Annotated in this window: 21 protein-coding genes; 4 read left to right on the forward strand and 17 right to left on the reverse strand. The window is 68.0% G+C overall.

Translation table 11 applies throughout. The features are described from left to right. Nucleotides 1-195: 195 nt before the first annotated feature. The 10 genes from ACFQEY_RS01660 to ACFQEY_RS01705 all read right to left on the reverse strand — a co-directional run bounded on the left by ACFQEY_RS01660 (nt 196) and on the right by ACFQEY_RS01705 (nt 12590). Nucleotides 196-1020, reverse strand: coding sequence for a shikimate dehydrogenase (locus ACFQEY_RS01660; RefSeq protein ID WP_379764150.1), 825 nt, complete (start codon nt 1018-1020; stop codon nt 196-198). Nucleotides 1021-1180: 160 nt separating this feature from the next. Next, complete coding sequence (locus ACFQEY_RS01665) at nt 1181-2311, reverse strand: DUF373 family protein (protein ID WP_379764152.1); 1131 nt, start codon at nt 2309-2311, stop codon at nt 1181-1183. A 72-nt stretch (nt 2312-2383) separates the two neighbouring features. Next, nucleotides 2384-3319 (reverse strand): signal peptide peptidase SppA, encoded by a 936-nt coding sequence (gene sppA, locus ACFQEY_RS01670; protein WP_379764154.1) that lies wholly within the window; start codon nt 3317-3319, stop codon nt 2384-2386. Between the two features lie 145 nt (nt 3320-3464). Then, entirely contained in the window at nt 3465-4388 is a 924-nt protein-coding gene (locus ACFQEY_RS01675) for a coiled-coil protein (protein ID WP_379764156.1), read from the reverse strand. A gap of 256 nt (nt 4389-4644) precedes the next feature. Then, nucleotides 4645-5319: a 2,5-diamino-6-(ribosylamino)-4(3H)-pyrimidinone 5'-phosphate reductase gene (locus ACFQEY_RS01680; RefSeq protein ID WP_379764158.1), complete on the reverse strand. Its 675-nt coding sequence runs from the start codon at nt 5317-5319 to the stop codon at nt 4645-4647. Nucleotides 5320-5599: 280 nt separating this feature from the next. Further along, entirely contained in the window at nt 5600-6667 is a 1068-nt protein-coding gene (gene mfnA, locus ACFQEY_RS01685) for a tyrosine decarboxylase MfnA (protein WP_379764160.1), read from the reverse strand. Between the two features lie 136 nt (nt 6668-6803). Then, entirely contained in the window at nt 6804-9161 is a 2358-nt protein-coding gene (gene ppsA / locus ACFQEY_RS01690; RefSeq protein WP_379764163.1) for a phosphoenolpyruvate synthase, read from the reverse strand. Between the two features lie 285 nt (nt 9162-9446). Further along, a complete protein-coding gene (locus ACFQEY_RS01695; protein ID WP_379764166.1) occupies nt 9447-10148 on the reverse strand; it encodes a DUF8054 family protein in 702 nt (233 codons plus the stop codon). Further along, nucleotides 10145-10912 carry a nucleotide-binding protein gene (locus ACFQEY_RS01700; RefSeq protein ID WP_379764169.1) on the reverse strand — a complete coding sequence of 256 codons (768 nt, stop codon included), beginning with the start codon at nt 10910-10912 and terminating at the stop codon, nt 10145-10147. Before ACFQEY_RS01700 ends, ACFQEY_RS01695 begins: the two co-directional genes overlap by 4 nt. Before the next feature lie 265 nt (nt 10913-11177). Next, nucleotides 11178-12590, reverse strand: a complete 1413-nt coding sequence (locus ACFQEY_RS01705) for a GntP family permease (RefSeq protein ID WP_379764172.1) — start codon at nt 12588-12590, stop codon at nt 11178-11180. A gap of 152 nt (nt 12591-12742) precedes the next feature. On the opposite strand from ACFQEY_RS01705, the gene ACFQEY_RS01710 reads away from it, so the two are divergent. Next, complete coding sequence (locus tag ACFQEY_RS01710) at nt 12743-13189, forward strand: universal stress protein (RefSeq protein WP_379764175.1); 447 nt, start codon at nt 12743-12745, stop codon at nt 13187-13189. 92 nt (nt 13190-13281) lie between these two features. Here ACFQEY_RS01710 and ACFQEY_RS01715 read toward each other — a convergent pair whose 3' ends face one another. The 6 genes from ACFQEY_RS01715 to ACFQEY_RS01740 form a co-directional block, all read right to left on the reverse strand. After that, nucleotides 13282-13575, reverse strand: a complete 294-nt coding sequence (locus tag ACFQEY_RS01715) for a hypothetical protein (protein ID WP_379764178.1) — start codon at nt 13573-13575, stop codon at nt 13282-13284. A gap of 62 nt (nt 13576-13637) precedes the next feature. Further along, on the reverse strand, nt 13638-13910 hold the full coding sequence (locus ACFQEY_RS01720) for a DUF7385 family protein (RefSeq protein WP_379764181.1): 273 nt from the start codon (nt 13908-13910) through the stop codon (nt 13638-13640). A gap of 76 nt (nt 13911-13986) precedes the next feature. Further along, nucleotides 13987-14781, reverse strand: coding sequence for an endonuclease V (locus ACFQEY_RS01725; protein WP_379764184.1), 795 nt, complete (start codon nt 14779-14781; stop codon nt 13987-13989). A 120-nt stretch (nt 14782-14901) separates the two neighbouring features. Beyond that, nucleotides 14902-15867: a rhomboid family intramembrane serine protease gene (locus ACFQEY_RS01730; protein ID WP_379764186.1), complete on the reverse strand. Its 966-nt coding sequence runs from the start codon at nt 15865-15867 to the stop codon at nt 14902-14904. Nucleotides 15868-16214: 347 nt separating this feature from the next. Beyond that, a complete protein-coding gene (locus ACFQEY_RS01735; RefSeq protein ID WP_379764188.1) occupies nt 16215-16919 on the reverse strand; it encodes a type I 3-dehydroquinate dehydratase in 705 nt (234 codons plus the stop codon). Nucleotides 16920-17008: 89 nt separating this feature from the next. Beyond that, on the reverse strand, nt 17009-17980 hold the full coding sequence (locus tag ACFQEY_RS01740) for a transcription initiation factor IIB (RefSeq protein ID WP_007998204.1): 972 nt from the start codon (nt 17978-17980) through the stop codon (nt 17009-17011). Between the two features lie 193 nt (nt 17981-18173). On the opposite strand from ACFQEY_RS01740, the gene ACFQEY_RS01745 reads away from it, so the two are divergent. The 3 genes from ACFQEY_RS01745 (at nt 18174) to ACFQEY_RS01755 (ending at nt 20037) form a co-directional block, all read left to right on the forward strand. Further along, on the forward strand, nt 18174-18944 hold the full coding sequence (locus ACFQEY_RS01745) for a cobalamin-binding protein (RefSeq protein ID WP_379764190.1): 771 nt from the start codon (nt 18174-18176) through the stop codon (nt 18942-18944). 54 nt (nt 18945-18998) lie between these two features. Next, complete coding sequence (locus ACFQEY_RS01750) at nt 18999-19595, forward strand: DUF84 family protein (RefSeq protein WP_379764192.1); 597 nt, start codon at nt 18999-19001, stop codon at nt 19593-19595. A 187-nt stretch (nt 19596-19782) separates the two neighbouring features. Next, nucleotides 19783-20037 (forward strand): DUF7123 family protein, encoded by a 255-nt coding sequence (locus ACFQEY_RS01755; RefSeq protein WP_379764194.1) that lies wholly within the window; start codon nt 19783-19785, stop codon nt 20035-20037. Nucleotides 20038-20065: 28 nt separating this feature from the next. On the opposite strand, the gene ACFQEY_RS01760 is transcribed toward ACFQEY_RS01755, so the two are convergent. After that, nucleotides 20066-20674 (reverse strand): winged helix-turn-helix transcriptional regulator, encoded by a 609-nt coding sequence (locus ACFQEY_RS01760; RefSeq protein WP_379764196.1) that lies wholly within the window; start codon nt 20672-20674, stop codon nt 20066-20068. Nucleotides 20675-20734 lie beyond the last annotated feature (60 nt).

A 20734-nucleotide genomic window follows, 5' to 3' on the forward strand; every position in this document is an offset into this window, starting at 1 on the left:
CGGCCTATCGGCCGCTCGGAGGCGCGCCACCAACTCTCTATTTATAAGTAGTCGTCGCCGCATTCGGCCGTTGACATACCACGTCGCCGACGGCGGTCTGCAATACCCACTCCCGCTATCGAACAGGAGGTACCATTCTGCACCCCGCTGATTCGGGCGAAGTGTGTCTGTAGGATAGTCTTTCTACAGAGCCCCTTACTCCAGTTCTGCACGAAGCGCCGCGTTCATCGCGTCGACGGGTGCCGCCTCGTCCGTCCAGATCTCGAACGCCTCCACGCCCTGGAACAGCAGCATCCACGCACCGTCGATCGTCGTCGCGCCCGTGGCGGCCGCCTCTCGAAGCAGCCGCGTCTCGATCGGCGCGTACACCGCGTCGAGCACGGCGAGGCCGTCGTGAAGGTGCGCCGCCGGGACCGGCGTCTCCTCCGGGTCGTCCATCCCCACGCTGGTCGCGTTGACGAGCACGTCGGCGTCGGCGACGCGCTCCCCGAGATCGTCGAGTCCGCCGCCGGTCGCGCCGCGAACCTCGTCCGCGAGCGAGACGGCGCGCTCGGCGGTGCGGTTCGCGATTCGAACCGTCGCCCCAGCATCGGCCAGCGCGAATGCGGCGGCCCGCCCGGCACCACCGGCTCCGACGACGACGGCATCCGCGCCGTCGAGGCCAACGCCGTGGCGCGAGAACGCCCGCTTTACTCCCGCGGCGTCGGTGTTGTAGCCGCGAGGACGCTCCAAGGTCCCCTCGCGAACCGGCGCGAAGTCGATCGTGTTGACCGCGCCGATCCGCTCGGCGAGGGGGTCGGCCTCGACCGCATCCAGCGCGTCCCGCTTGAAGGGGATGGTAACGTTAAGCCCGGACACGCCGAGCGTGGCGGCCCCCTCGATAGCCTCGACCGCGGCGTCGGCTCCCGGTTCGAACGTCACGTAGCGCGCGTCGATGCCGAGAGCCTCGTAGCCGGCCTCGTGGAGCGGCGGCGATAGCGAGTGGCCGACCGGATTCCCGATCAGTCCGTACACGTCCATGAGCGCTCACGCGGCCGCGATCGACAAAAGGAACGCGGTCGCCTGCGGCTCGGATCGGCCTCGTTCCCATCGGGGGTCACACCCCGTCGGTGTTCGGCTCGGAGTCACTCCCCGTCGGCGTTCGGCTCGGAGTCACTCCTCGTCGGCGTTCGGCTCGGAGTCACTCCCCGTCGGCGTCCCGGTCCGCGTCGATGACGTCTTCGAGGGTTTCCGTTCCAACGTCGCTCGCGATCTTGACGCCGACAAGCGAGACGACGATCCCCGCGACGATGAACGCCGCGAGCCGTTCGACCGGGCTCACGACGATCCCGACCATCTCGAACGGATCGAGGATCGCCTCCTGTGCGAGAAAGTACCCCGCGAACCCGCGGACGACGAGCGCGACGGCGGCGATGACGAACGGGAGGTTGAGGTACGGCGTCCGGATCCCCTCGTCTCGGATCAGTTCGTCGAGTAGGCGACCCACGGCCGCCGTCACCCCCGCGACCGCGAACCACGGAACCGCCGCGAACGTGAACTCCATGATCTCGACCACCCGGGGGACCTCTGAGCCGAGATCCGAGGCGGACAGCACCCCGAAGAACCCTCCGACGAGGGCGAGCCCGGCGGCGACGACGTACGTCACGATCGACACCTGCCCGGCGTACAGCGCCTCGCGGATCCGCTCGGGCATCCCCGCGACGACGCGGTCGACGGCGAGCCCCTTGTACAGGAGCGCGGCACCGAGCAGGCCGGCCACGCCCGCGATCGCCTCACCGGCGGAGAACCAGTAGAACAGCGCCGGAACGAGCAGGAGCGCGACGCCGAACGGGACGAGTATCGTCGAGCGGAGCTGCTCGTCGGCGAGGAACTGCTTGAGCAGGTAGTACGTCGACTCGATGTCGCGGGCCTGCCGGACGACGACGCGATCGACCGAATCGACCGGCATCCGCGATTCCACGATCGGGAGCACGCGCTCGTCCTCCGCGGAGTCGACCACCACGATCGCGGCACGGGGGTCGTAGCGGTCGACGAGGTCGTCGAGCTGGGCGGCGATCGAGCGGTCGGCACCGACCGCGCTGTCGCTCTCGGCGGAGACGACCGCGACGACCGACTCCTCGCGCTCGTCGCGGAGGTCCCGCGCGACCCGTAGCGATTCGAGCAGACAGTTGACGCTGGCGTCTTCCGGGTCGCTGAGCCCGGCGTCGGTGACGAGCGACCGGACCGCTTCCCAGCCGGCGACCGGCATCGGGACGTTCGTGGCCCGGCCGATCGCGCCCGAGCGATCGATGCAGATGACCAGCGTCGTCACACCTCGACTCACTATCCGCCCGGATAAAAAGCTCCCCGTCGCTCGGAACCGGTCATCGTCTCCGAGACCCGATTACCGAAGTTCGACGTCGACGTCGCCGCCCTCGTCCGCGAACACGCTGGCGACCCCGTTTCCGGCGGCGAACGCGACGCGCTCCGCGCCGATGCCGAGCCGCTCCGCGAGCCCCCGGTCGGGGGTGAACTCGCGGACCTCGGGCTCCGCCCCGATCAGGGATTCGACCCGCTCCTCGACGTCGTCTTCGGTGCCGATCTCGTCGACGAGGCCGATTTCGAGGGCGTCGCTGCCGAGGTAGACGCGCGCCTCGGTCTCGCGGACGGCTTCGGGATCCATGTCTCGCCCCTCGCTGACGGTGTCGACGAACTGCTCGTAGTAGCCGTCGATGATCCCCTGGAGGTACTCGCGCTCGTCGTCTTCGATCTCCCGCAGCGGGATCCCGGCGTCCTTGTACTCGCCGGCAGTGAACTGCTCGTAGGAGATGCCGAGCTTGTCGGCGAGTCCAGCCGCGTTCGGACGGGAGCCGACAACGCCGATGGAACCGACGAGGCTCGCGTCGCGCGCCCACAGCTCGTCACAGCCGCTCGCGATCCAGTAGCCGCCCGACGCGCAGAGATCGGTCGCGTACGCGATCGTCGGTCCGTCGAAGTCGGCCGCGGCGCGCCGGATGTCGTCGCTCGGCAGCACCTCGCCGCCGGGAGTGTTGAGTTCGACGATCAGTGCCTCGACCTCCTCGTCCTCGTCGGCCGCCTCGATCTGCTCGACGACCTCGTCGGCGGTCGTTCCGCCCGGGCCCGACAGCGGCGAGGGTCGCCCGCTCTTGCGGGTGATCGGCCCGGAGATCGTCACCTTCGCCGCGTTGTACTCCTCGGCGTCGCCGAACCGTCCCCGGGTGAGCCGGGCGACGATCCGCCGGCCCGCCACCGTCGCCGTCGCGCCGACCACGGCGGCCGCGAGGAGGTTCCGTCCGTCCGAACGCGCGTCGATCTCCATACCGTCGGTTGGGGTCGCGGCCGTTTATATGGTGGCGTCATTCACAGCGCTCTCGTCGGGCGAGATCCGCTCGGACGGCCGACGCTGAGAAGGCGCTATGTGGCCTCGAAAACGAACCGAAAAATCAGGGAAATCGGCGTCCGAGCTACAGCAGACCGGTCTTCTGCAGCTTCATCAGGTCCTCGGTGTCGAGCGTCTCGCCCTCCTTGAACTTCTGGTAGATCTCCTCGGCCTCTTCCTTCTCTTCCTCGCGCTTCTCAGCGCGCTCGTCCTTGCGCTCCTCCTCCTCTTCCTTGTCGAGCTCGCGCAGGCGCTTCTGGACGCGCACGAAGTCCTCGTGGTGCTGGTCGGCGGCCTCCTGGGCCTCGACGAACAGCTCGTGCATCTCGTCGGCCTCGTCGCGGATGTCGTCGGCCTCGCGATAGGCCTCGATCATCTGGTTGTGGTGTTCCTGGGCCTTGTCCGCGAGCTCCGTCACCTTCTGGTGGTGCTGGGACGCTTCCGAGCGGACCTCCTCGGCCTCCTCGACGAGGTCGTCGAGTTCGCTCGTGTCGTCGACCTTCTCCTTCTTCTCGGCGAGCTTCTCGCGCTTCTCGTCGATCTTCTCGATGAGCTCGCGCTCGTCCTCGGCGTCGAGGACCTCCGTCTGCTGTCGGAACTCCAGGTCTTCGATCTCCTCTTTGAGCTCCTCGATGGACTTGCCGGAGCCGAGCTCCATGTCCTGTTTGAGGTCTTCGACCTCGTCGAACAGCTCGTTGGCCTCGGCGTTGAGCTCGTTGCGCTTGTCCTTGTGCTCTTGGACCTGCTCGTTGAGCTCGTCGCGGTTCTCGCGGTGTTCCTGAGCCTCATCGACCTTCTCGCGGGTCTTCGCGTTGAGGTCGTCGCGCTTCGACGCGCGCTCGGAGGCCATCTGGTTCAGCTCGTTGCGTCGGTCACGAAGCTGCCCGGCGCGTTTGATGAGCTGGCCTTTCGACCCATTCTCCAGGTCGTCCTCAGAAAGGTCCACGTTGTCCGCCTCGTCCATCGCCTCGATCTCGTACTGCTCGATGACTTCGTCTTTCGTTACCATTTTTTATCTCTCCATCACCGCTCCGGGGATAGCGATCGCTCGCCGTCGTGCATCGGGCCGTTCACAAGAGCTCCCGTTCATTTCAGCGTGCGATCCCACCAGCGCCGGAGGCGTTCTGGTAACAGACACTACCGCATCCCGACACATAAAGACTTCGGTGAATTCGGGTGTAAGCCGGTAGCACGGGCCGTATACCCGCCGATCCGTGACGAACGGTCACACACCCCTTCTGATTTAAGAGCTACCGGCATCGACCTCAAGAGCCGCCGGCGTCGACCTCGTACGAGAGTACGAGCCCGTCGTCGAGCCGCTCGACGTCGACGAGGTCGAGCCGCGGGAACGATTCGTCGAACCCTTCGCCGTCCGCGAGGCTCGGAGCGTCGCGGCCGCCGACGACCATCGACCCGACGTACACGTGCAGTTCGTCGACGAGCTCCGCCGCGAAACACGAGTAGATCACCTCTCCGCCGCCCTCGACCATCAGTCGGCCGACGCCGCGCTCGGCCAGTTCGTCGATCCCCGCCACGAGGTCGACTCGCTCCGAGCCGGCGACGATCACCTCCGCGCCGGCCGCGTCCAGTTCCTCGCGGCGATCGGCGGGCGTCGCCTCCGAGACGAGCAGGTAGGTCGTCGCCGCGTCGTCGAGGATCCGCGCGTCGGTCGGCGTCCGACCGGTCGAATCGACGACGACCCGGGCGGGATCCCCTGAACGCCCGGTCCGGAGCCGCTGAACTCGGCGATCCTCCTCGTCGAGGGTGAGGTGCGGATCGTCGGCGAGAACCGTCCCGACGCCGACCAGCACCGCGTCGGCGGCGGCCCTGACGCGATCGACCCGGTCGAAGTCCTCCGGACCCGAGATCCGGAGCTGTTCTCGTCGCCGCGTCGCGATCTTCCCGTCGACGCTCTGGGCGGCGTTGACGACGACGTGCATACGCGACGATCGACTCGCCGTCCCATGGCCGTTTCGGTCCAGCACTCGGTCCGCTCAGTCGAAACTGATCGGTGACCCGCGTCCGCTGTGCCGGACACCGGCCGCTTATCCCGGAAACCGAAGGAATCGCCGCCCGTGGCCTGACGGTCGCCCCGGCGCGGTCGAAGCGGTGGCGCGGCCACCTGCCCGGACGGACGACGATACGGCCGCCTGTTCGCCAGTCTCTCGCCGCCTGTTCGCCATCACCTCGCGGAACGGACGTCGGTAGCTCCCGTGCCGCTCACGCTCGTATCCGGTCGAGGTCCGCGACGAACGCGCGAAGCGCCCCGCGGGTCACGTGTGGCATACACACCACGCGGAGCTCCCCGCTCGCCGTCCGCGAGATCTTCCACCCGACCTCGCGGAGCGCGTCGAACTCTGGTTCCGGGAACGACGCGGCGACGAGCGGCAGCTCCGGTTCGATCACGTCGTATCCGCGATCGGCGAGCGCCGCGGCGAGCCAGTCGGCGTTGCCGCTCGCTCGCTTGACGGCGTCGCGGTAGCCGTCCGGCCACAGCGCCTCCATGGCCGCGACCGCGCCGGCGACGCCAGCGCCGCTCCGCGTACCAGTCAGCGTCGCCTGCGAGCGCGTCTCCAGGTAGGGCGTGTCGACCGCGAGCGCATCTAGCGCCGCCGCGTCGCGGGCGAGCAGGCCACCGGCCGGAACCGCCGCCTGTCCGAACTTGTGCGGGTCGATCGTCAGCGTGTCCACCGCGGCGTCGTCGAACGACCACTCGTGGCCGGTGAACGGGAGGATAAAGCCGCCCCACGCGGCGTCGACGTGCATCCGCGCGCCGGCGTCGTGTGCGATTCGGGTCAGTTCGGGGATCGGGTCCACGCGCCCGTACTCCGTCGACCCGGCGACGCCGACGACCAGTGCGGTCGACTCGTCGACGGCGGCGGAGACGGCGTCGGTCCGGGTCCGGTAGTCGCCGTCGACGGGAACGGTGCGGAGCTCGACGTCGAGCAGCCCCGCCGCTTTGTGAAACGAAAAGTGACCGCTCTCCGGTACGACGACGTTCACGTCGCTCGCGTCGTGTCTGTTTCGCGCGGAGCGCACCGCCTGCACGTTCGCCTCGGTTCCGCCCGAAGTGACGTAGCCGGACGCCTCGGTCGGCGTCGGGTGATCCGCGAGCGTCGCCAGTAGTTCGACCGCGCGCTCCTCCAGCGACGCGACCGCGTCGTACGTCGCGGGATCTCCCGGATTCGTCGCGAGGAAGCGCTCTCCCGCTTCCCGGGCTGCGGGATGCGGCTCGGTACACATCGAGGAGAGCACCCGGTCGAACGACTGCGGCTCGGGCTGCTGCATTCGACGAAACGTTACCGCGGAGGGTCTTACCCGTTCCGCTCTTCGATCTCGCAGCCGAACGTGCGATCGCCGTTGGGGCCGGCTTCGGGTTCGCGCCCGGGTTCGTCCCCGGGATCGCCCGGGTTCTCGTCCGTTCTCAGCGGACCGAGTCGAGGAGGAGTCGCTGTTCGGTCCGTTTCACTTCGTGTTGGACGTCGCGGACGGCGTCGATGTTCGCTGAGATCGAGGAGACGCCTTCCTCGACGAGGAAGTCGACCATCTCCGGCTTCGATCCGGCCTGTCCGCAGATGCTGGTGTCGACCCCGAGCTCCCGGCACGTCTCGATCGTGTCGCCGATGAGCGTTAGCACCGCCGGATGGAGCTCATCGAACCGACCGGCGACGTGCTCGTTGTTTCGGTCGACGGCCAGCGTGTACTGAGTGAGATCGTTGGTGCCGAAGGAGGCGAAGTCGATCCCCGCGGCGGCGAGATCTTCGATCTGCAGCGCGCTCGCGGGCGTCTCGATCATCACGCCCCACCGATTCGTCTCGGGATCGATACCGGCGTCGCGCATGTGACCTTTGATCCCCTCGATGTCGGCGGCGTCGTTGACTAGGGGGAACATCACTTCGAGGTTGTCGTATCCCATCTCCAGAAGCCGCGCGAACGCGGCGAGCTCTTGGCGGAATGGGTCGGGCTTGTCGAGGCTCCGCCGGATCCCGCGCCAACCGAGCATCGGGTTGTGCTCGTTCGGCTCTCCCTCGCCGCCCTCCAGCTCGCGGAACTCGTCGGTCGGCGCGTCGATCGTTCGAACGCGGACCGGCCGCGGGTAGAACTCGTCGGCGACCCGTCGGACTCCGTCGATGAGCTCGTCCTGATACGCCCGGGCACCGTGGTCGGCGATGTAGCGTTCCGGCGTCTTACCGAGCGAAAGCACCATGTGCTCGATCCGGAGCAGTCCGACGCCGTCGGCACCCGTCGCCGCGGCTCGCTCGGCCGCCTCCGGAATCGAGACGTTCACCTTCACCTCCGTCGCCGTCATCGGCTTGACCGGGGTCTCCGGCCGCGCCGCCTCGACGGGCTCGAACTCCGCTCCGGACTCGGCGTCCTCGGCGGTTCCCGCGCGGACGGTTCCCTTGTCGCCGTCCAGCGTGACGTTCTGCCCGTCGTCGAGGAGCCTCGTTCCGTTCCCGGTGCCGACGACGGCCGGCACGCCGAGTTCGCGCGAGATGATCGCGGCGTGGCTCGTCATCCCCCCCTCGTCCGTGACGATACCCGCGGCCCGCTTCATCGCCGGCACCATGTCCGGCATCGTCATCTCCGTCACCATGACGTCGCCCTCTTGAACCTGATCGAGGTGGTCGAGCTTGTGGACGATTCGGATCGCACCGGAGACGACGCCCGGGCTGGCACCGAGCCCGTCGACGAGGACGTCCTCGTCGTCCACAGCGCCGTGATCGCCGCCGGTGGCGACGCTTCCAGTCCCCCCGGCATCGCCGTCGGCGTCGGATCCCGTGGCCGCCGTTCCGGCGTCGTCCCTCTCGCCGTCGTCCGCGGTGGATTCCTCCTGTATCGTCGTGATCGGGCGCGATTGGAGCATGAATATCTCTCCGTCGTGTATCGCCCACTCGACGTCTTGTGGCGTCCCGTAGTGATCCTCGACGCGCTCACCGAGTGCGACGAGTTCCTCGATTTCCGCGTCGGAGAGGACGCGCCCGTCCCGCCGCTCGTCCTCGATGTCGAGCTGTACGGTCTCGCCCGCCTCGGGATCCTTGACCATCTCCACCTTCTTTTCTGCGACGGTCACCTGATCGACGGATCCGCGTTCGCGGTCGTAGACGTAGTTGTCGGGCGAGACCGTTCCGGAGACGACCGCCTCGCCGAGACCCCACGCGGCCTCGATTGTTATCTGCGGATCGCCGGTCGAGGGGTGACTGGTGAACATCACGCCGGACTTGTCGGCGTCGACCATCCGCTGGACGACGACGGCGATGTCGACGTCGGCGTGCGGAAATCCCCGCTGTTGGCGGTAGTAGATCGCGCGCTGGGTGAAAAGCGACGCCCAGCACTCCTTCACGCGGCGGATCAGGGCGTCTTCGCGGACGTTGAGGAACGTCTCCTGCTGTCCGGCGAACGAGGAGTCGGGCAGGTCCTCTGCGGTCGCCGAGGAGCGAACGGCGACGAACGCCTCGTCGCCGTCGGATCCCATCGACCGGTACCGATCGAGGATCTCCTCGCGGACGTCGTCGGGCAGTGGCGTTTCGAGGATCAGCTTCTCGGCGGTTTCTTCCGCATCGCGGAGCGCGGCCGAATCCTCGGGGTCGACATCGACGGCCGAGAACAGTTCCTCATCGATCTCCGCTTCCTCGATGAAGGTTCGGTACGTGCCGGCGGTGACGGTGAATCCCGGCGGAACCGGGAGCCCCGCACCGATGAGTTCGCCGAGCGAAGCCGCCTTCCCGCCGACGGTCCCGACGTCGTCGGCATCGACTTCCTCCAGCCAGAGTACTGCCATTCGTGTACCCGGAGGATCCGCGAGCCGACGTATGAAGCTTCCGACCTCCACAACGGTGAATTAAATATTACTCAGAGGCGAGTTACCGACAGTCACCGCCGGTCGGGACGCGGCGGCTGGAGGGTGTTCTCGGATTCGGAAACGGAACGAATGAGGGCCGAAAACGCGAGGGGATGAGGGAACGAACCGCCGACCGGCTCGTATCGATCGATCGGTGGGTGCCGTCCTATACTTATCCTCCGCGCAACGGACGGGACCGAACACGTGTTACTGGTTCTGTAACAGCTACCCGCTCGATCCGAATTGGTCGGATCTGTCGGAGCGGTCGGATCTGTCAGATCTATCGAACCGGTCGGATCTGTCGGATCGGTCGGATCGATGGGCGTCGCCCTCGTCGTTCGTCTCGTTCGGACGTCCGCCGTCGATCGCGGCATCGAGGCCCCACTCGTCTGCGCGTGCCGCCGCCTCCGCTCTCGCCTGTTCGCGGATCGCCTCGATCCGGTCGTCGTCTTCGAGGAACGCCGCGACGGCGTCGGTGTCGTCCTTGTCGGGGTCTTCGAGCCGCTCGTCGGGCGACGCGTCTCGGGTGCGCTCGGCGAGCCGCTGATCGTCGGCGAGCTCGGTCGCGGCCGCGCCGGGCGCGACCCGGAGCGCGTTCTCCTCGTGGGCGGTCTCCAACCCGCCGCCGTCGACCGCGTACAGCTCGACGCGGTAGGGGCCGGGGACGGCGAGTTCCGCGAGCGCGTCCGCCCCGCCGCTGTCGCTCACCGTGTTGTACGCCAACACCGGAATTCCGTCAGCGAACGTGAGCACGCCCTTCGCCTCGCCCGACAGCAGGAGCGTCTCCTGCGGGACCAGCGTCGCGTACCCCGTTAGCTCGCGATCGAGCGCGCGCGAGAGGGTCGTCCCCACGTCGGAGACGACGCGCGAGCGCAGGAGGGTCCCCCGGGGGATCCGGAGCTCCGATGAGTCCGACGCGCCGGTCATGGCGTGTCGGGGACGACGGCGCTCCTGAACCGGTCGGCCACGGCGTCGCCGTCGCCGTCGCGGACGTCGAGCCCGGCTGCGGCTCGCCGGTAGCAGGCGGCCGGATCGCTCTCCGGCGCGTGCGCGAGCAGCGGTTCGCCGGCCCGCCGCGCCGCTCGAACCACGTCGCTGTCGGGGACGCTCGCGAGCACCGGACCGCCGAAGTGCCGCTCCGCCTGATCGGCCACGTCGGCCGCCTCGTCCCGGACCTTGTTGAACAGGACGCCCGCGGTCTCGGTCCCGTACGAGCGGGCGTACTCCTGGACTTTCAGCCCGTCGGAGAGTGCGGGAATCGTCGGTTCGACGACGATTACGACGCGGTCCGCCAGAACGACCGGGAGCACCGCCGACTTCGACCCGAGGGCGGCCGGCGAATCGAGCAGCAACACGTCGGTGTCGCGCGCGAGATCCGCGACGACCTCGCGGAGCCTACCGGGTTCGGCGGCCTCGAAGCCCGCGAGCGACGTGCCGCAGGGGACGACGGAAAGCCCGAACCGGTCGTACGTCGCCGCCGAGACGTCCGTCGCGGTCCCCTCGACCAGGAGATCGTGGAGGGTCACCGTCGCGTCGTCGAGCCCGGTGTGAAACAGCAGGTTCGCCATCCCGGTGTCGGCGTCGACGACGGTGACGTCGTGCTCCTCGGCGAGCGCCATGCCGAGCGCGAGCGTGCTCGTCGTCTTCCCCGTGCCGCCCTTTCCGCTGGCGACCGCGAACGCCTCGACCATGTACCCGAGTTCCCCGGCCGTCCGGCTAAAAGCTGTCCATCGCTGACGGTTCGACAGGGAACAGCGTCGCGGGGAGGAACGAGTCAGGGCCGAACGTGCCACAGAGAAACGAGAAGACAAGGCCGCGTGAGGGGCGTGCCAGCGGGAAACGGGATGGAACGAAATCGAGCGCGAGACACGACGCGGATCGGGCGAATCAATAGACACGACGCGGATCGGACGAATCAGTAGGTGCGACCCGCGTGCGTCGACCCGCGTGAGCCGATCAGGCGAACGGGAACACCGACGAGAAGACGAGCGTCGTCACGAGCCCCGACACCGCGATCAGGGTCGTGAGGACGGTCCACGTCTTCAGCGTCTCTTCCTGCGTGAGCCCACCGATCTCCTTGACGAGCCAGAAGCCGGAGTCGTTGTACCACGAACAGATGTTCCCGCCGGCCCCGATGACCATGACGAGGTACGCGGGGTGAACCGAGAGCTGTCCGACGAGCGGGGCCATGATTCCCGCCGCGGTCAGCATCGCGGCGGTCGCGGACCCCTGCGCGATGCGGACGACCGCGGCGATGAGCCACGCCGTCACCAGAAGCGGGATCCCGACTTCCTGGAGCGAGCCGGCGATGTAATCGCCGATCCCGGAGGCCGCGAGCAGCGCGCCGAACGCGCCACCGGCCGCGGTGATCGCGGCGATGTTTCCGCCGCTTTTCAGCGCCTCGGTGAGCTCTTCGCTCCACTCGCCCTGCATCAGGTCGTCGTGACGATAGAAAGAGGCCGATGCGACGACGGCGGCGAACATCAGCGCGACGTTCTTGTCTCCGAGGAACCCGACGATCGGCTCCAGCGTCGCCAGCGATGGATACCACTGCTGAAACGTGTCGACGGCGGTCCCCGACCCGATGAGCGCGACCGCGACGACGATCGGTGCGAGCGATTCGAGGATGCCCGGGAGCTCGCTGGTCGACCGTTCGGCGACCGCTTCCAACTCCTCGGTCGTCGTGGACATCGTGTCCCGGAGCGGGATATCGAGACGGGCGTTGATCCACCGACCGTAACCGAGGCCGGCGACGAGAACCGCCGGGATGGCGGTGATGACGCCGATGAGGATGGTCATTCCGAGGTCGCTTCCGACCTCCGCGGCCACGGCGAGCGGTCCGGGCGTCGGCGGGACGAACACGTGCGCGGCGGCCGCACCCGTGCCGACCGTGACGATGAACAGCGTGTAGTCGCGCCCGACGCGGGCGCGCATCGATCGGGCCAGCGGAGCCATCAGGTAGAACACGCTGTCGAAGAAGACGGGGATCGCCAGAACCGAACTGCTCCCGAGCAGCGCGATGTCCGAGTTCGATTCACCGAGGACGTTCTGGAAGCCGCGGACGACGCGCTGGGCTGCACCGCTCTCTAGCATCGCCTTTCCGATGACGGCCGCCATCAGGATCGGGATCCCGATGCCGGCCATGTTGTCGCCGAACGCGCCGGCGACCTCGGTGGCGGCCATCGTCGACGTGAAGTCGGGAACGAACGCGGCGTTGACGAGTCCCACGGTAAATCCCGCGATGACCAGTCCGATGAACGCCGGGAAGTCGAGCCACACGAGTAGCGCGACGACCGTGATCAACCCGATGATGAACGTCAGAAGCGGGCTATGCGCGAATTCGACAGCCTGCAACGGTATCGGTCCCATACAAACTGGGACTTGCTAACTCCGGAGTTAAAAAGTTATATATAGTAAATCATTAAAATCAACAAAGTTCATGACAGATACTTTCTGATCAATCGGGCACCGAATCACCACCCTCCGGTGACACTAAGCCGACGGACCAGCTTTCGGGGGACATGGAGCGCGCGCTCGTAGCGATCGAACCGACAGACGGAACGAAACAGCTGGCGCGCGAGGCCGGAACCCTCGCCGCGGGCGTCGACGCCGAGGTGATCGTCGTTCACGTCACGACCGAAGACGAGTACGCCGCCCGTCGACAGGCGATGGCATCGATGTCAGGCGGCACGGAGACGTACAGCACGGACGACGCAAGCGAAGGCGCGGCGGCGTTCGCCCGCGACCTCGCCGAAGACGCGCTCGCGGGCCTCGACGTGGCGTACGAGGCGGCGGGATACGTCGGCGAGAAGGGCGAGGTGCTGATCGACGCGGCGGAAGAGCACGACTGCGATCACGTGTTTCTCGCGGGTCGCGAGCGATCCCCAACCGGCAAGGCGCTGTTCGGCGATCCCACTCAGCGGGTGCTCCTCGACTTCGACGGGCCGGTCACCGTCGTGACCTCCTGACTCGAAGGACCGATCACGGACGCGGATCGTCCGATCCGCATCGACCGTTCGATCCGCATCGACCGTCCGATCCGCAGTAACTGATCGGACGGCTATCGGCCGTTCGGTCCGATGTTTCGGTCGTTCGGTCCGGTATTTTGACCGTTTCCCCCTTCGCTTTCCAACTCCGTCACGCGTCCGCGGAGATCCTCCTTCTCGCTGACGAGCGCGTTCACGGTCGCTTCGAGGTCGGCGACGCGACCGGCGAGTTCGACGTACGCGTAGCCGGCGAGCAGGCCGAGAACGAGACCGACGACGCCGCCGGCGAGAAATCCGGCGACGGTCGCCACCGCGAGGAAGACGGCGTCGACGAAATCCTCGGCGCTGATGGGGCAGGGGAGGGCCATGCGATCGTTGGCACCCGGAGCTCAAAAAGGCGTTTCGCCCGACGACCCGGGGCGAACGGATTTCACTCGTCGTGGATGAACACGAGGCGCTTCGAATCGGTGTTGCACAGACACAGGTCGATCCCGTCGCGGGTCGCCCCGATCTGCTGCCAGCCGTGGTCGCTCACGAACAGCGTCTGGAACACGCCGCGGTCGCAGTCGGGGTTCGGGCAGCCGACTCCGGCGGCGTTCTTATAAACGGTCGTCCCGCCGCCGGAACTCTGTCGAACCAGTCCGTCCCGAAGCGATCTGAACTCCTCGGCAGACATCGGTCCGTCCGTGTCCTCGTCTCCCATACGTTCGCGTTCGCAGTCCACGGTATATAAACCGCCGGTCCGTGACAATTGATAGCACAAGAAGTCGGGCGTCGGTTCACTCCCCGTCCGTCCGCTTCGCCACGTCGGCGTAGGCGTCAGCGAGCCGAGTCGGTTCGGGGAGCTTGTACCCCGCACACAGCGCCTCGACGAGATCGACGACCGTTTCGGCGGACACGCGGTGCCCGGGACTGACGTACAGGGGGTTCACGCGGCGACTGTTCGGGTACTGTCGCGACTGGTACGCGTGACCGATGACGGGGGCGGTCGCACCCGCCAACGCTTCAATCGTCTCCACCGAATCGTCCGCGCGGATCGGCGTCCGCCACCCGGTTGGACGCTCATCGGTCGGCTCGTCGGGAACGCCGCACAGAAGGCTCTTGGCGACTCCGAGGCTCGGTACGTCCCGGAGGACGCCGACGTGGGTCGCGATCCCGGCCTCCCGGAAGTGGATCCGCCCCGAGCCGTCACACACCAGCAGATCCGGTTCGACCGAGAGCGCGTCGAGCGCGGCCAACAGAGACTCTCCCTCCCGGAAGGCGAGCAGCCCCGGGACGTACGGGATCGATAGCGGTGTGGCCGCGCTCGCGTACTCGATGACGACACCGTCGCGGACCGCGACCGCCGCGGAAACGGCCTCGTCGCTGCCACCGCTGCCGTCGGAGTCTCCCGTCCGGAACGCTTGGTCGACGCCCACCACAACCGGCGCATCGGACGCGTCCGCTCCGGAGCGCGCCGGCGGCAACCCGTCCGCGAGGTCGGCCGGCTCGTCGATCGCGACCGCCTCGGACGCGATGTTGTGGTCGTCAGCGAACGTCGCCGCCGCCGCCAGATCGTGCTGGAGCGATTCCATCTCCGTCCGAGAGAGCGTAGGGTCGGGTAGGAACTCTGGGCGAGCGACGTCGTCCGGGCCGACGCGCGGCGAACTCGAAGGCTCCGACGAACCTGACGAGTTCGGAGGCTCCGGCGACATTCAGAATCGACCGCCGGGACCGCCCGGGCCGCGGGGACCGCCCGCCCGGCTCATCCGCACCCCGCCTCGGCCTCCGGTGGATCGCGCGAGTCCCTCGTTTCGCTTTCCGAACGCGAGTCCGATCGCGAAGCCGATGAGGTGCGCGAGGTGCGCGATGCCGCCGACGCCGCCCGTCCCGGTCTGGACCACGAGCAGCGCCGAAATGAGCGCGATCCCCCACGTCAGGTACTTGATCTTCATCGGAATGACGAAAAAGAGGAGGACCTCCATATCCGGTCGCCAAACCGTGAGCACGCCGAGTATCGCGAAGCCCGCACCGCTGGCTCCGAGCACGCCCGTGGGCGGCGCGTTCGTCGCCACCGCGAACAGGACGTGGCCGAGCCCGGCGAGGATTCCGGACGCGAAGAAGAACCCGACGAACCGCTTCGAACCCACCGCTCGCTCCACGAGCGGGCCGAAAAAGAACAGTACGATACTGTTCCCGAGGATGTGATACAGACCGACAGGCGAGTGAGAGAGCACTGAGGTCACCCACGTCCAGACGTTCACGATAGCGTTCGACTGGAGGACGAACACCTGGTTGTGTAGCGTCTCACTAATTCCGTGATAGATGATCAATTGCGCGAGGAACGTGAGCCACATCGCCGCCAGGATGGCGTAGGTCGCGTTCCCGCGGACGTAGCTCACGAGCCCGCCCGTGCTCGTCTCGCGGTCGATCCGTCGCTTGACGCGGCTCGCGATTCCGGCCCCGCCGGACTCGCTTGACCCCCTCGGTGCGCCCGAGTCGCCCGCGTCAACGTTTCCGTCGAACCCGCTGTCGAAGACGCCGCCGGGGTCGTTCCACTCGGTGAGGCCGGGGCAGTCGTGGTTCTCGGGCAGACGGTGATCCGCACAGAACGTCTTGCCGCACCGTTTACACTGGTACGGGAGGTTCTCGTACTCCCCACACACGTCGCACGTCGCCATTACCGGCCTTTACGGGGGCGCTCGTAAAGCGGTTTGGCTCTTTACGTAGTGCACGGGGAGGCGGTCGACGGCTGTGATGATGGTTTATAAATGGTGTCTGGTACCGCGGGAGTGAACTTCGCCAAAGTCCCAGCCGCTCGGTTATAAGCGGTTGACGACGAATCGACGGTGAACACCTCCAAAGCCCCAGCCGCGACGAGCTCGCGGTTTCATCGCCGGCGGCTCTGCCGCCGGCTGACAGAGGGAACTCCGGTCCCTCGCTGTTCGCGCCCGTCGGGCGCTCACCGGCGCGCCACCGCTGTCGGTTTATAAGCATTCGACGCTGCCGCTCCGGGTTTATAAGTGGATTACTCGTCCGGGTCGTCGCCGCGCAACCCGTCGACGAACTCTCTGAGCGTCGCGAGGGGGTACTGGCCGGGCGCGGTCGCGTTCGCGGGATCGACGGGGGCGTAGCCGATTCTGGAGCCATACAAGGGGGTGACCGCGCGGGTGTGCCGACCGGGTTCGCCCATGCACATCGTCGCGACGCGATGGCCGGCGGCGGTCGCCTCGTGGGTCGCCTCGATCATCGCGAGCGCGTCCGCCGGCGCGGTCGCGGTCGTCGCCAGCTTCCCCACGTCGCCCTCGGCGGCCGCGTCGGCGAGCAGATCGACGAGCGCCCCGGGCTCGGGGGTGGACTGAAAATCGTGGACGGAGACGACGACCGCGATGTCCTCCTCGCGGGCCGTATCACGGAGGGCTGTCGCGTGCGACCGCTCGCCTTCGGGGGCGTTGCCGCGGAGCGCGGCGAGCTCGACGTCGACGGCGGCGACCGCATCGCTGGTGAGCGCGGTCGAGAGCGCGTCGTACCGCCCGAGATCGTCGGCTTCGCCCCCTTCCCACGACGCGCGGTTCGTGACGAGCAGCGGGAGTTCGCCGTCGTACGCCTCGAGCTGGGCGAGCGGGTCGCTCGCCAGATCCATCCGGAACTCCACGGCGTCGGCGTGCTCGCGAGCGCGCGACTCCTCGCCGAGGTCGGCCGTGCTCGCGGTCAGGACGAACTCCTCGAACATACGCCGGGGTACCGCCGCCGGGGACTTAGCTGTGTGCGTCTGACGGGGAACCGATCGGCAGGTGTCGGAAAAGCGTCGTCCGGTCGGGCCTAGGCGACGAGGCCGTCTTCGGCCTCCAACAGTTCGTGGTACCGGTTCCGGATCGTGACCTCGCTGATGTCGGCGACCTCCGAGACGGCGGCCTGCGTCGTCTTCTCGTTGGTGAGGAGGGCGGCCGCGTAGACGGCGGCGGCCGCGAGGCCGACGGGCGACTTGCCCGAGTGGACGCCCTTCTCCTTGGCGTTGCGCAGGAGGCTCTTCGCGCGCATCTCCGACTCCTCGGACAGTTCGAGGTCGGAGGCGAATCGCGGGACGTACTGTTCGGGGTCGGCGGGTTTCACTTCGAGCTTCAGCTCGCGGACGACGTAGCGGTACGTCCGCGCGATCTCGGCCTTCTCGACGCGCGAGACGTCGGCGATCTCGTCGAGGCTGCGCGGGACGCCGGCCATCCGCGCGGCGGCGTACACGCAGGAGGTGGAGACGCCCTCGATGGAGCGGCCCGGAAGGAGGTCCTCGTCGAGCGCGCGGCGATAGATGACGCTCGCGGTCTCGCGGACGTTGTCCGGGAGCCCCTGCGCGCTCGCCATCCGGTCGATCTCGCCGAGCGCCTGCTTGAGGTTGCGCTCCTTCGAGTCGCGGGTGCGGAAGCGCTCGTTCCACTTGCGGAGCCGCTGCATCTTCTGGCGCTGGCGCGCGCCGAGCGACCGGCCGTACGCGTCCTTGTCGCGCCAGTCGATGTTCGTCGAGAGCCCCTTGTCGTGCATCGTGTTGGTCGTCGGAGCACCGACGCGGCTCTTCTCGTCCTTCTCGCGCGAGTCGAACGCGCGCCACTCCGGCCCGCGGTCGACCGAGTCCGCCTCGACGACGAGTCCGCAGTCGGCGCAGACGCTCTCGCCGTGCTCCTCGTCGTTGATGACGTTGCCGCCGCACTCCGGACAGCTCAGCGTCTCGTCGGTGCGTTCCGATTCGTCCTCCGTCTCCGTTCGGGAGCGACTCCCCCGCGTGTGTAGTCGTTCACTCATGGCTAAACCCCCTCTCGGTAACTGAACAACGGTCCGAGAGCGATCTTGTCCGATAGACGGCGGAACGTAACTTAAAACGACCGGAACGTGTCGCCGGAAACCCGACGAAAGGACACGATCTATCACGGGTTTTCGGCGATCGCGGTCGCCGCGACCGAAACGCTTGGGCGGACGGGCCCCCAATCGAGATCCGATGCGTACGCCTCGCGTCGTTTCGCTGGCACCGAGCGCGACCGCCACGGTCGCCGCCCTCGGCAGCGCGTCCGCGCTCGTCGGCGTCACCCACCACTGCGATCCGCCCGCGGACGCCGGATCCGGTCACGTCGAGGGAACGGCCGCCAGAGTCGGCGGCTGGCTGAACCCGGATCTGGACCGCGTCGCCGCCCTCGACCCCGACGTGGTTCTCACGAGCGACGGGTTGCAGGCCGACCTCGCGGACGACTGCCGAAAACGCGGATTCGACGTCAGCCACCGCGAGCCGTCGACGCTCGACGGGGCGATCGAGACGTTCGCCGCCCGCGGGACCGACGTGGGGCGACCGGACAGCGGAGAGACCCTTGCCGCCGAGGCACGCGAACGCCTCGACCGCGTCGCCGACGCGGTCGCGGACCGACCGCGACCCACCGTCTACTGCGAGGAGTGGTCGGACCCGCCAATGGCCGCCGGTAACTGGGTCCCCGACGCCGTCCGGGCCGCCGGCGGTCGCTACCCCTTCGCCGATCCCGGCGAGCGCTCCCGCGAGGTCGGCCTCGCGGCCGTCGAGGACGCCGATCCCGATCACGTCGTCGTCCACGTCTGCGGACACGGCGACCGGATCGATCCCGCGACCGTCGCGGAGCGCGACTGGGACGTCGACGCGCCGGTCCACGTGATCGACGATTCGCTTTTGAACCAGCCGAGTCCCGCGTTGATCGACGGGATCGAGCGGCTGTCAGAACTGTTCCACCCCGGAGCGCTCCCGTAGGACGCGTCCGCTCCATCTCGACGCCTATTCGTAGGGCGTCGACCAACCGCAGACATGGTCGGAACGCGAATCGGCGTCGGCAGCGGCAATCCGGTGAAACGGCGCGCGGTCGAGCGGGCACTCGAATCGGCGGCAGACGAGCCGATCGACGGGGTCTCGGGTGAGATGTCGGATGAGGTGTCGGGTGAATCGGCGGCGGTCGCTGTCGAGTCGGTCCCCGTCCCCTCCGGCGTGGGCGAGCAGCCCACCGGTCACGCCGAGACGATCGCGGGCGCGGAGAACCGGGCGAAGGCGGTTCTGAACCTCGAGCCGAAGGAGGGCGCGTACGACCTCGGCGTCGGCATCGAGGGAGGGGTCGCCCGCTTCGAGGGGGCCGACGGGCTCTTCCTCATCATGTGGGCGGCGGTTTCCGACGGCACTCGCACCGGCCGCGCGGCCGGGCCGAGCCTCGAACTCCCGGTCGACATCGCCGCCCGGGTCGACGGCGGCGAGGAACTCGGTCCCGTGATGGACGCCGTACTCGATACCACGGGCGTCGCACGGCGCGGCGGAGCCGCCGGCGCACTCACGAACGGACGCGTCGATCGCGCCGACGCCCTCGCACACGGCGTCGCCGGCGCGTTGGGTCCCTTCGTGTCCGATCTGTACTGAGCCGAACGCACCGTCGCCGGGACGATCTCGTCGGTCGACGCCGGCCCGACATCGCCGTTCGATGATCGTACCGAAATCGAACGCTGGGTCGCCGGCGACCGGTGGGTCGAACGGAGAAACCGCCCGACAGCGAGGTGTTAACCCCGTCTACCAACCGCCTTATAGGTCGAGACCGCCTGTATTCGGTATGAGCACGGTCCACCCGGAATCGATCGCCGTCGAGCCGGCCGGCCTCTCCGCGAAACAGGCGCGTATCCTGCGGTATCTCCGCGAGAACGCCGCCGAACAGACCTACTTCAAGTCCCGGCTGATCGCCGACAAGCTCGACCTCTCCGCGAAGGAGGTCGGAGCGAACATGAGTGCGGTCGCCGACGCGGCCACCGATCTCGACGTCGAAAAGTGGGGGTACTCCTCGGGCACGACGTGGATGGTAACCGCCTAGCGGGAGTGGCGGATGTCGAACGGTCGTCTCACGGAGCGTAAGCGATCAGCGAGGCCGCGTCGTCGGCGAATTCGACGGCGTCGGCGTCGAAGGAGTCGGCGTAGCGGACGACGAGCGTGAGCAGGCGCTCCGGCTCGGTAAGTGTGTAGCCGTCGGTCCGGTCGAGGAGGTCGGCGTCGTCGAGGTCTGCGGCGGCGGCGCTCACCGTCGGCCGGGAGACGTCGAGGGCGGCGGCCAGGTCCGCACCTGTCGCGTCCGGGGAACACAACAGCGCGAGGATCATTCCCCTGGGCGTGTCCCGGCGGAGGTAGCCGAGCGCGCGCTTGTCGAGGGCGTCGAACCGGCCGGCCGGGAAGTATCGCCGGTAGTCGGCGTCCTTCGCCGACTCGATCTCGCCCGCGTCTTCCAGCTTTCGGAGGTGGTACTGCGCCTCGCCGGTGCCGAGCTTGAGGTCGTCGCGGAGCTTCGAGAAGTGAGCGCCCGGGGTCGTCGGCACGTACCCGCGGATCGCCTCGCGGGTCTCGTTGTCGTCGCCCCCGGCGTCTGCGCTCGCGGTTCCGACGAACGGCGCGGCGGCTCCGATGGCTGCGAACCGTCGGAGCGTCTCGCGCTTCCGCCCGTCGAAGTCGTCAGGCACGGCTCTCGGTAGTCGTCGCCCGGCAAAAAGGACTTCGCTCGGGGGAAATACCCCGGACAG

Source organism: Halorubrum trueperi (assembly GCF_042662525.1).
GTDB lineage: Archaea > Halobacteriota > Halobacteria > Halobacteriales > Haloferacaceae > Halorubrum > Halorubrum trueperi.

Excerpts from the sequence above, each read along its gene's own strand:
- ACFQEY_RS01660 (WP_379764150.1), bottom strand. The coding sequence starts at position 1,020 with ATGGACGTGTACGGACTGATCGGGAATCCGGTCGGCCACTCGCTATCG.
- sppA (WP_379764154.1), bottom strand. The coding sequence starts at position 3,319 with ATGGAGATCGACGCGCGTTCGGACGGACGGAACCTCCTCGCGGCCGCC.
- ACFQEY_RS01675 (WP_379764156.1), bottom strand. The coding sequence starts at position 4,388 with ATGGTAACGAAAGACGAAGTCATCGAGCAGTACGAGATCGAGGCGATG.
- ACFQEY_RS01680 (WP_379764158.1), bottom strand. The coding sequence starts at position 5,319 with ATGCACGTCGTCGTCAACGCCGCCCAGAGCGTCGACGGGAAGATCGCG.
- mfnA (WP_379764160.1), bottom strand. The coding sequence starts at position 6,667 with ATGCAGCAGCCCGAGCCGCAGTCGTTCGACCGGGTGCTCTCCTCGATG.
- ppsA (WP_379764163.1), bottom strand. The coding sequence starts at position 9,161 with ATGGCAGTACTCTGGCTGGAGGAAGTCGATGCCGACGACGTCGGGACC.
- ACFQEY_RS01695 (WP_379764166.1), bottom strand. The coding sequence starts at position 10,148 with ATGACCGGCGCGTCGGACTCATCGGAGCTCCGGATCCCCCGGGGGACC.
- ACFQEY_RS01700 (WP_379764169.1), bottom strand. The coding sequence starts at position 10,912 with ATGGTCGAGGCGTTCGCGGTCGCCAGCGGAAAGGGCGGCACGGGGAAG.
- ACFQEY_RS01705 (WP_379764172.1), bottom strand. The coding sequence starts at position 12,590 with ATGGGACCGATACCGTTGCAGGCTGTCGAATTCGCGCATAGCCCGCTT.
- ACFQEY_RS01710 (WP_379764175.1), top strand. The coding sequence starts at position 12,743 with ATGGAGCGCGCGCTCGTAGCGATCGAACCGACAGACGGAACGAAACAG.
- ACFQEY_RS01715 (WP_379764178.1), bottom strand. The coding sequence starts at position 13,575 with ATGGCCCTCCCCTGCCCCATCAGCGCCGAGGATTTCGTCGACGCCGTC.
- ACFQEY_RS01720 (WP_379764181.1), bottom strand. The coding sequence starts at position 13,910 with ATGGGAGACGAGGACACGGACGGACCGATGTCTGCCGAGGAGTTCAGA.
- ACFQEY_RS01725 (WP_379764184.1), bottom strand. The coding sequence starts at position 14,781 with ATGGAATCGCTCCAGCACGATCTGGCGGCGGCGGCGACGTTCGCTGAC.
- ACFQEY_RS01730 (WP_379764186.1), bottom strand. The coding sequence starts at position 15,867 with ATGGCGACGTGCGACGTGTGTGGGGAGTACGAGAACCTCCCGTACCAG.
- ACFQEY_RS01735 (WP_379764188.1), bottom strand. The coding sequence starts at position 16,919 with ATGTTCGAGGAGTTCGTCCTGACCGCGAGCACGGCCGACCTCGGCGAG.
- ACFQEY_RS01740 (WP_007998204.1), bottom strand. The coding sequence starts at position 17,980 with ATGAGTGAACGACTACACACGCGGGGGAGTCGCTCCCGAACGGAGACG.
- ACFQEY_RS01745 (WP_379764190.1), top strand. The coding sequence starts at position 18,174 with ATGCGTACGCCTCGCGTCGTTTCGCTGGCACCGAGCGCGACCGCCACG.
- ACFQEY_RS01750 (WP_379764192.1), top strand. The coding sequence starts at position 18,999 with ATGGTCGGAACGCGAATCGGCGTCGGCAGCGGCAATCCGGTGAAACGG.
- ACFQEY_RS01755 (WP_379764194.1), top strand. The coding sequence starts at position 19,783 with ATGAGCACGGTCCACCCGGAATCGATCGCCGTCGAGCCGGCCGGCCTC.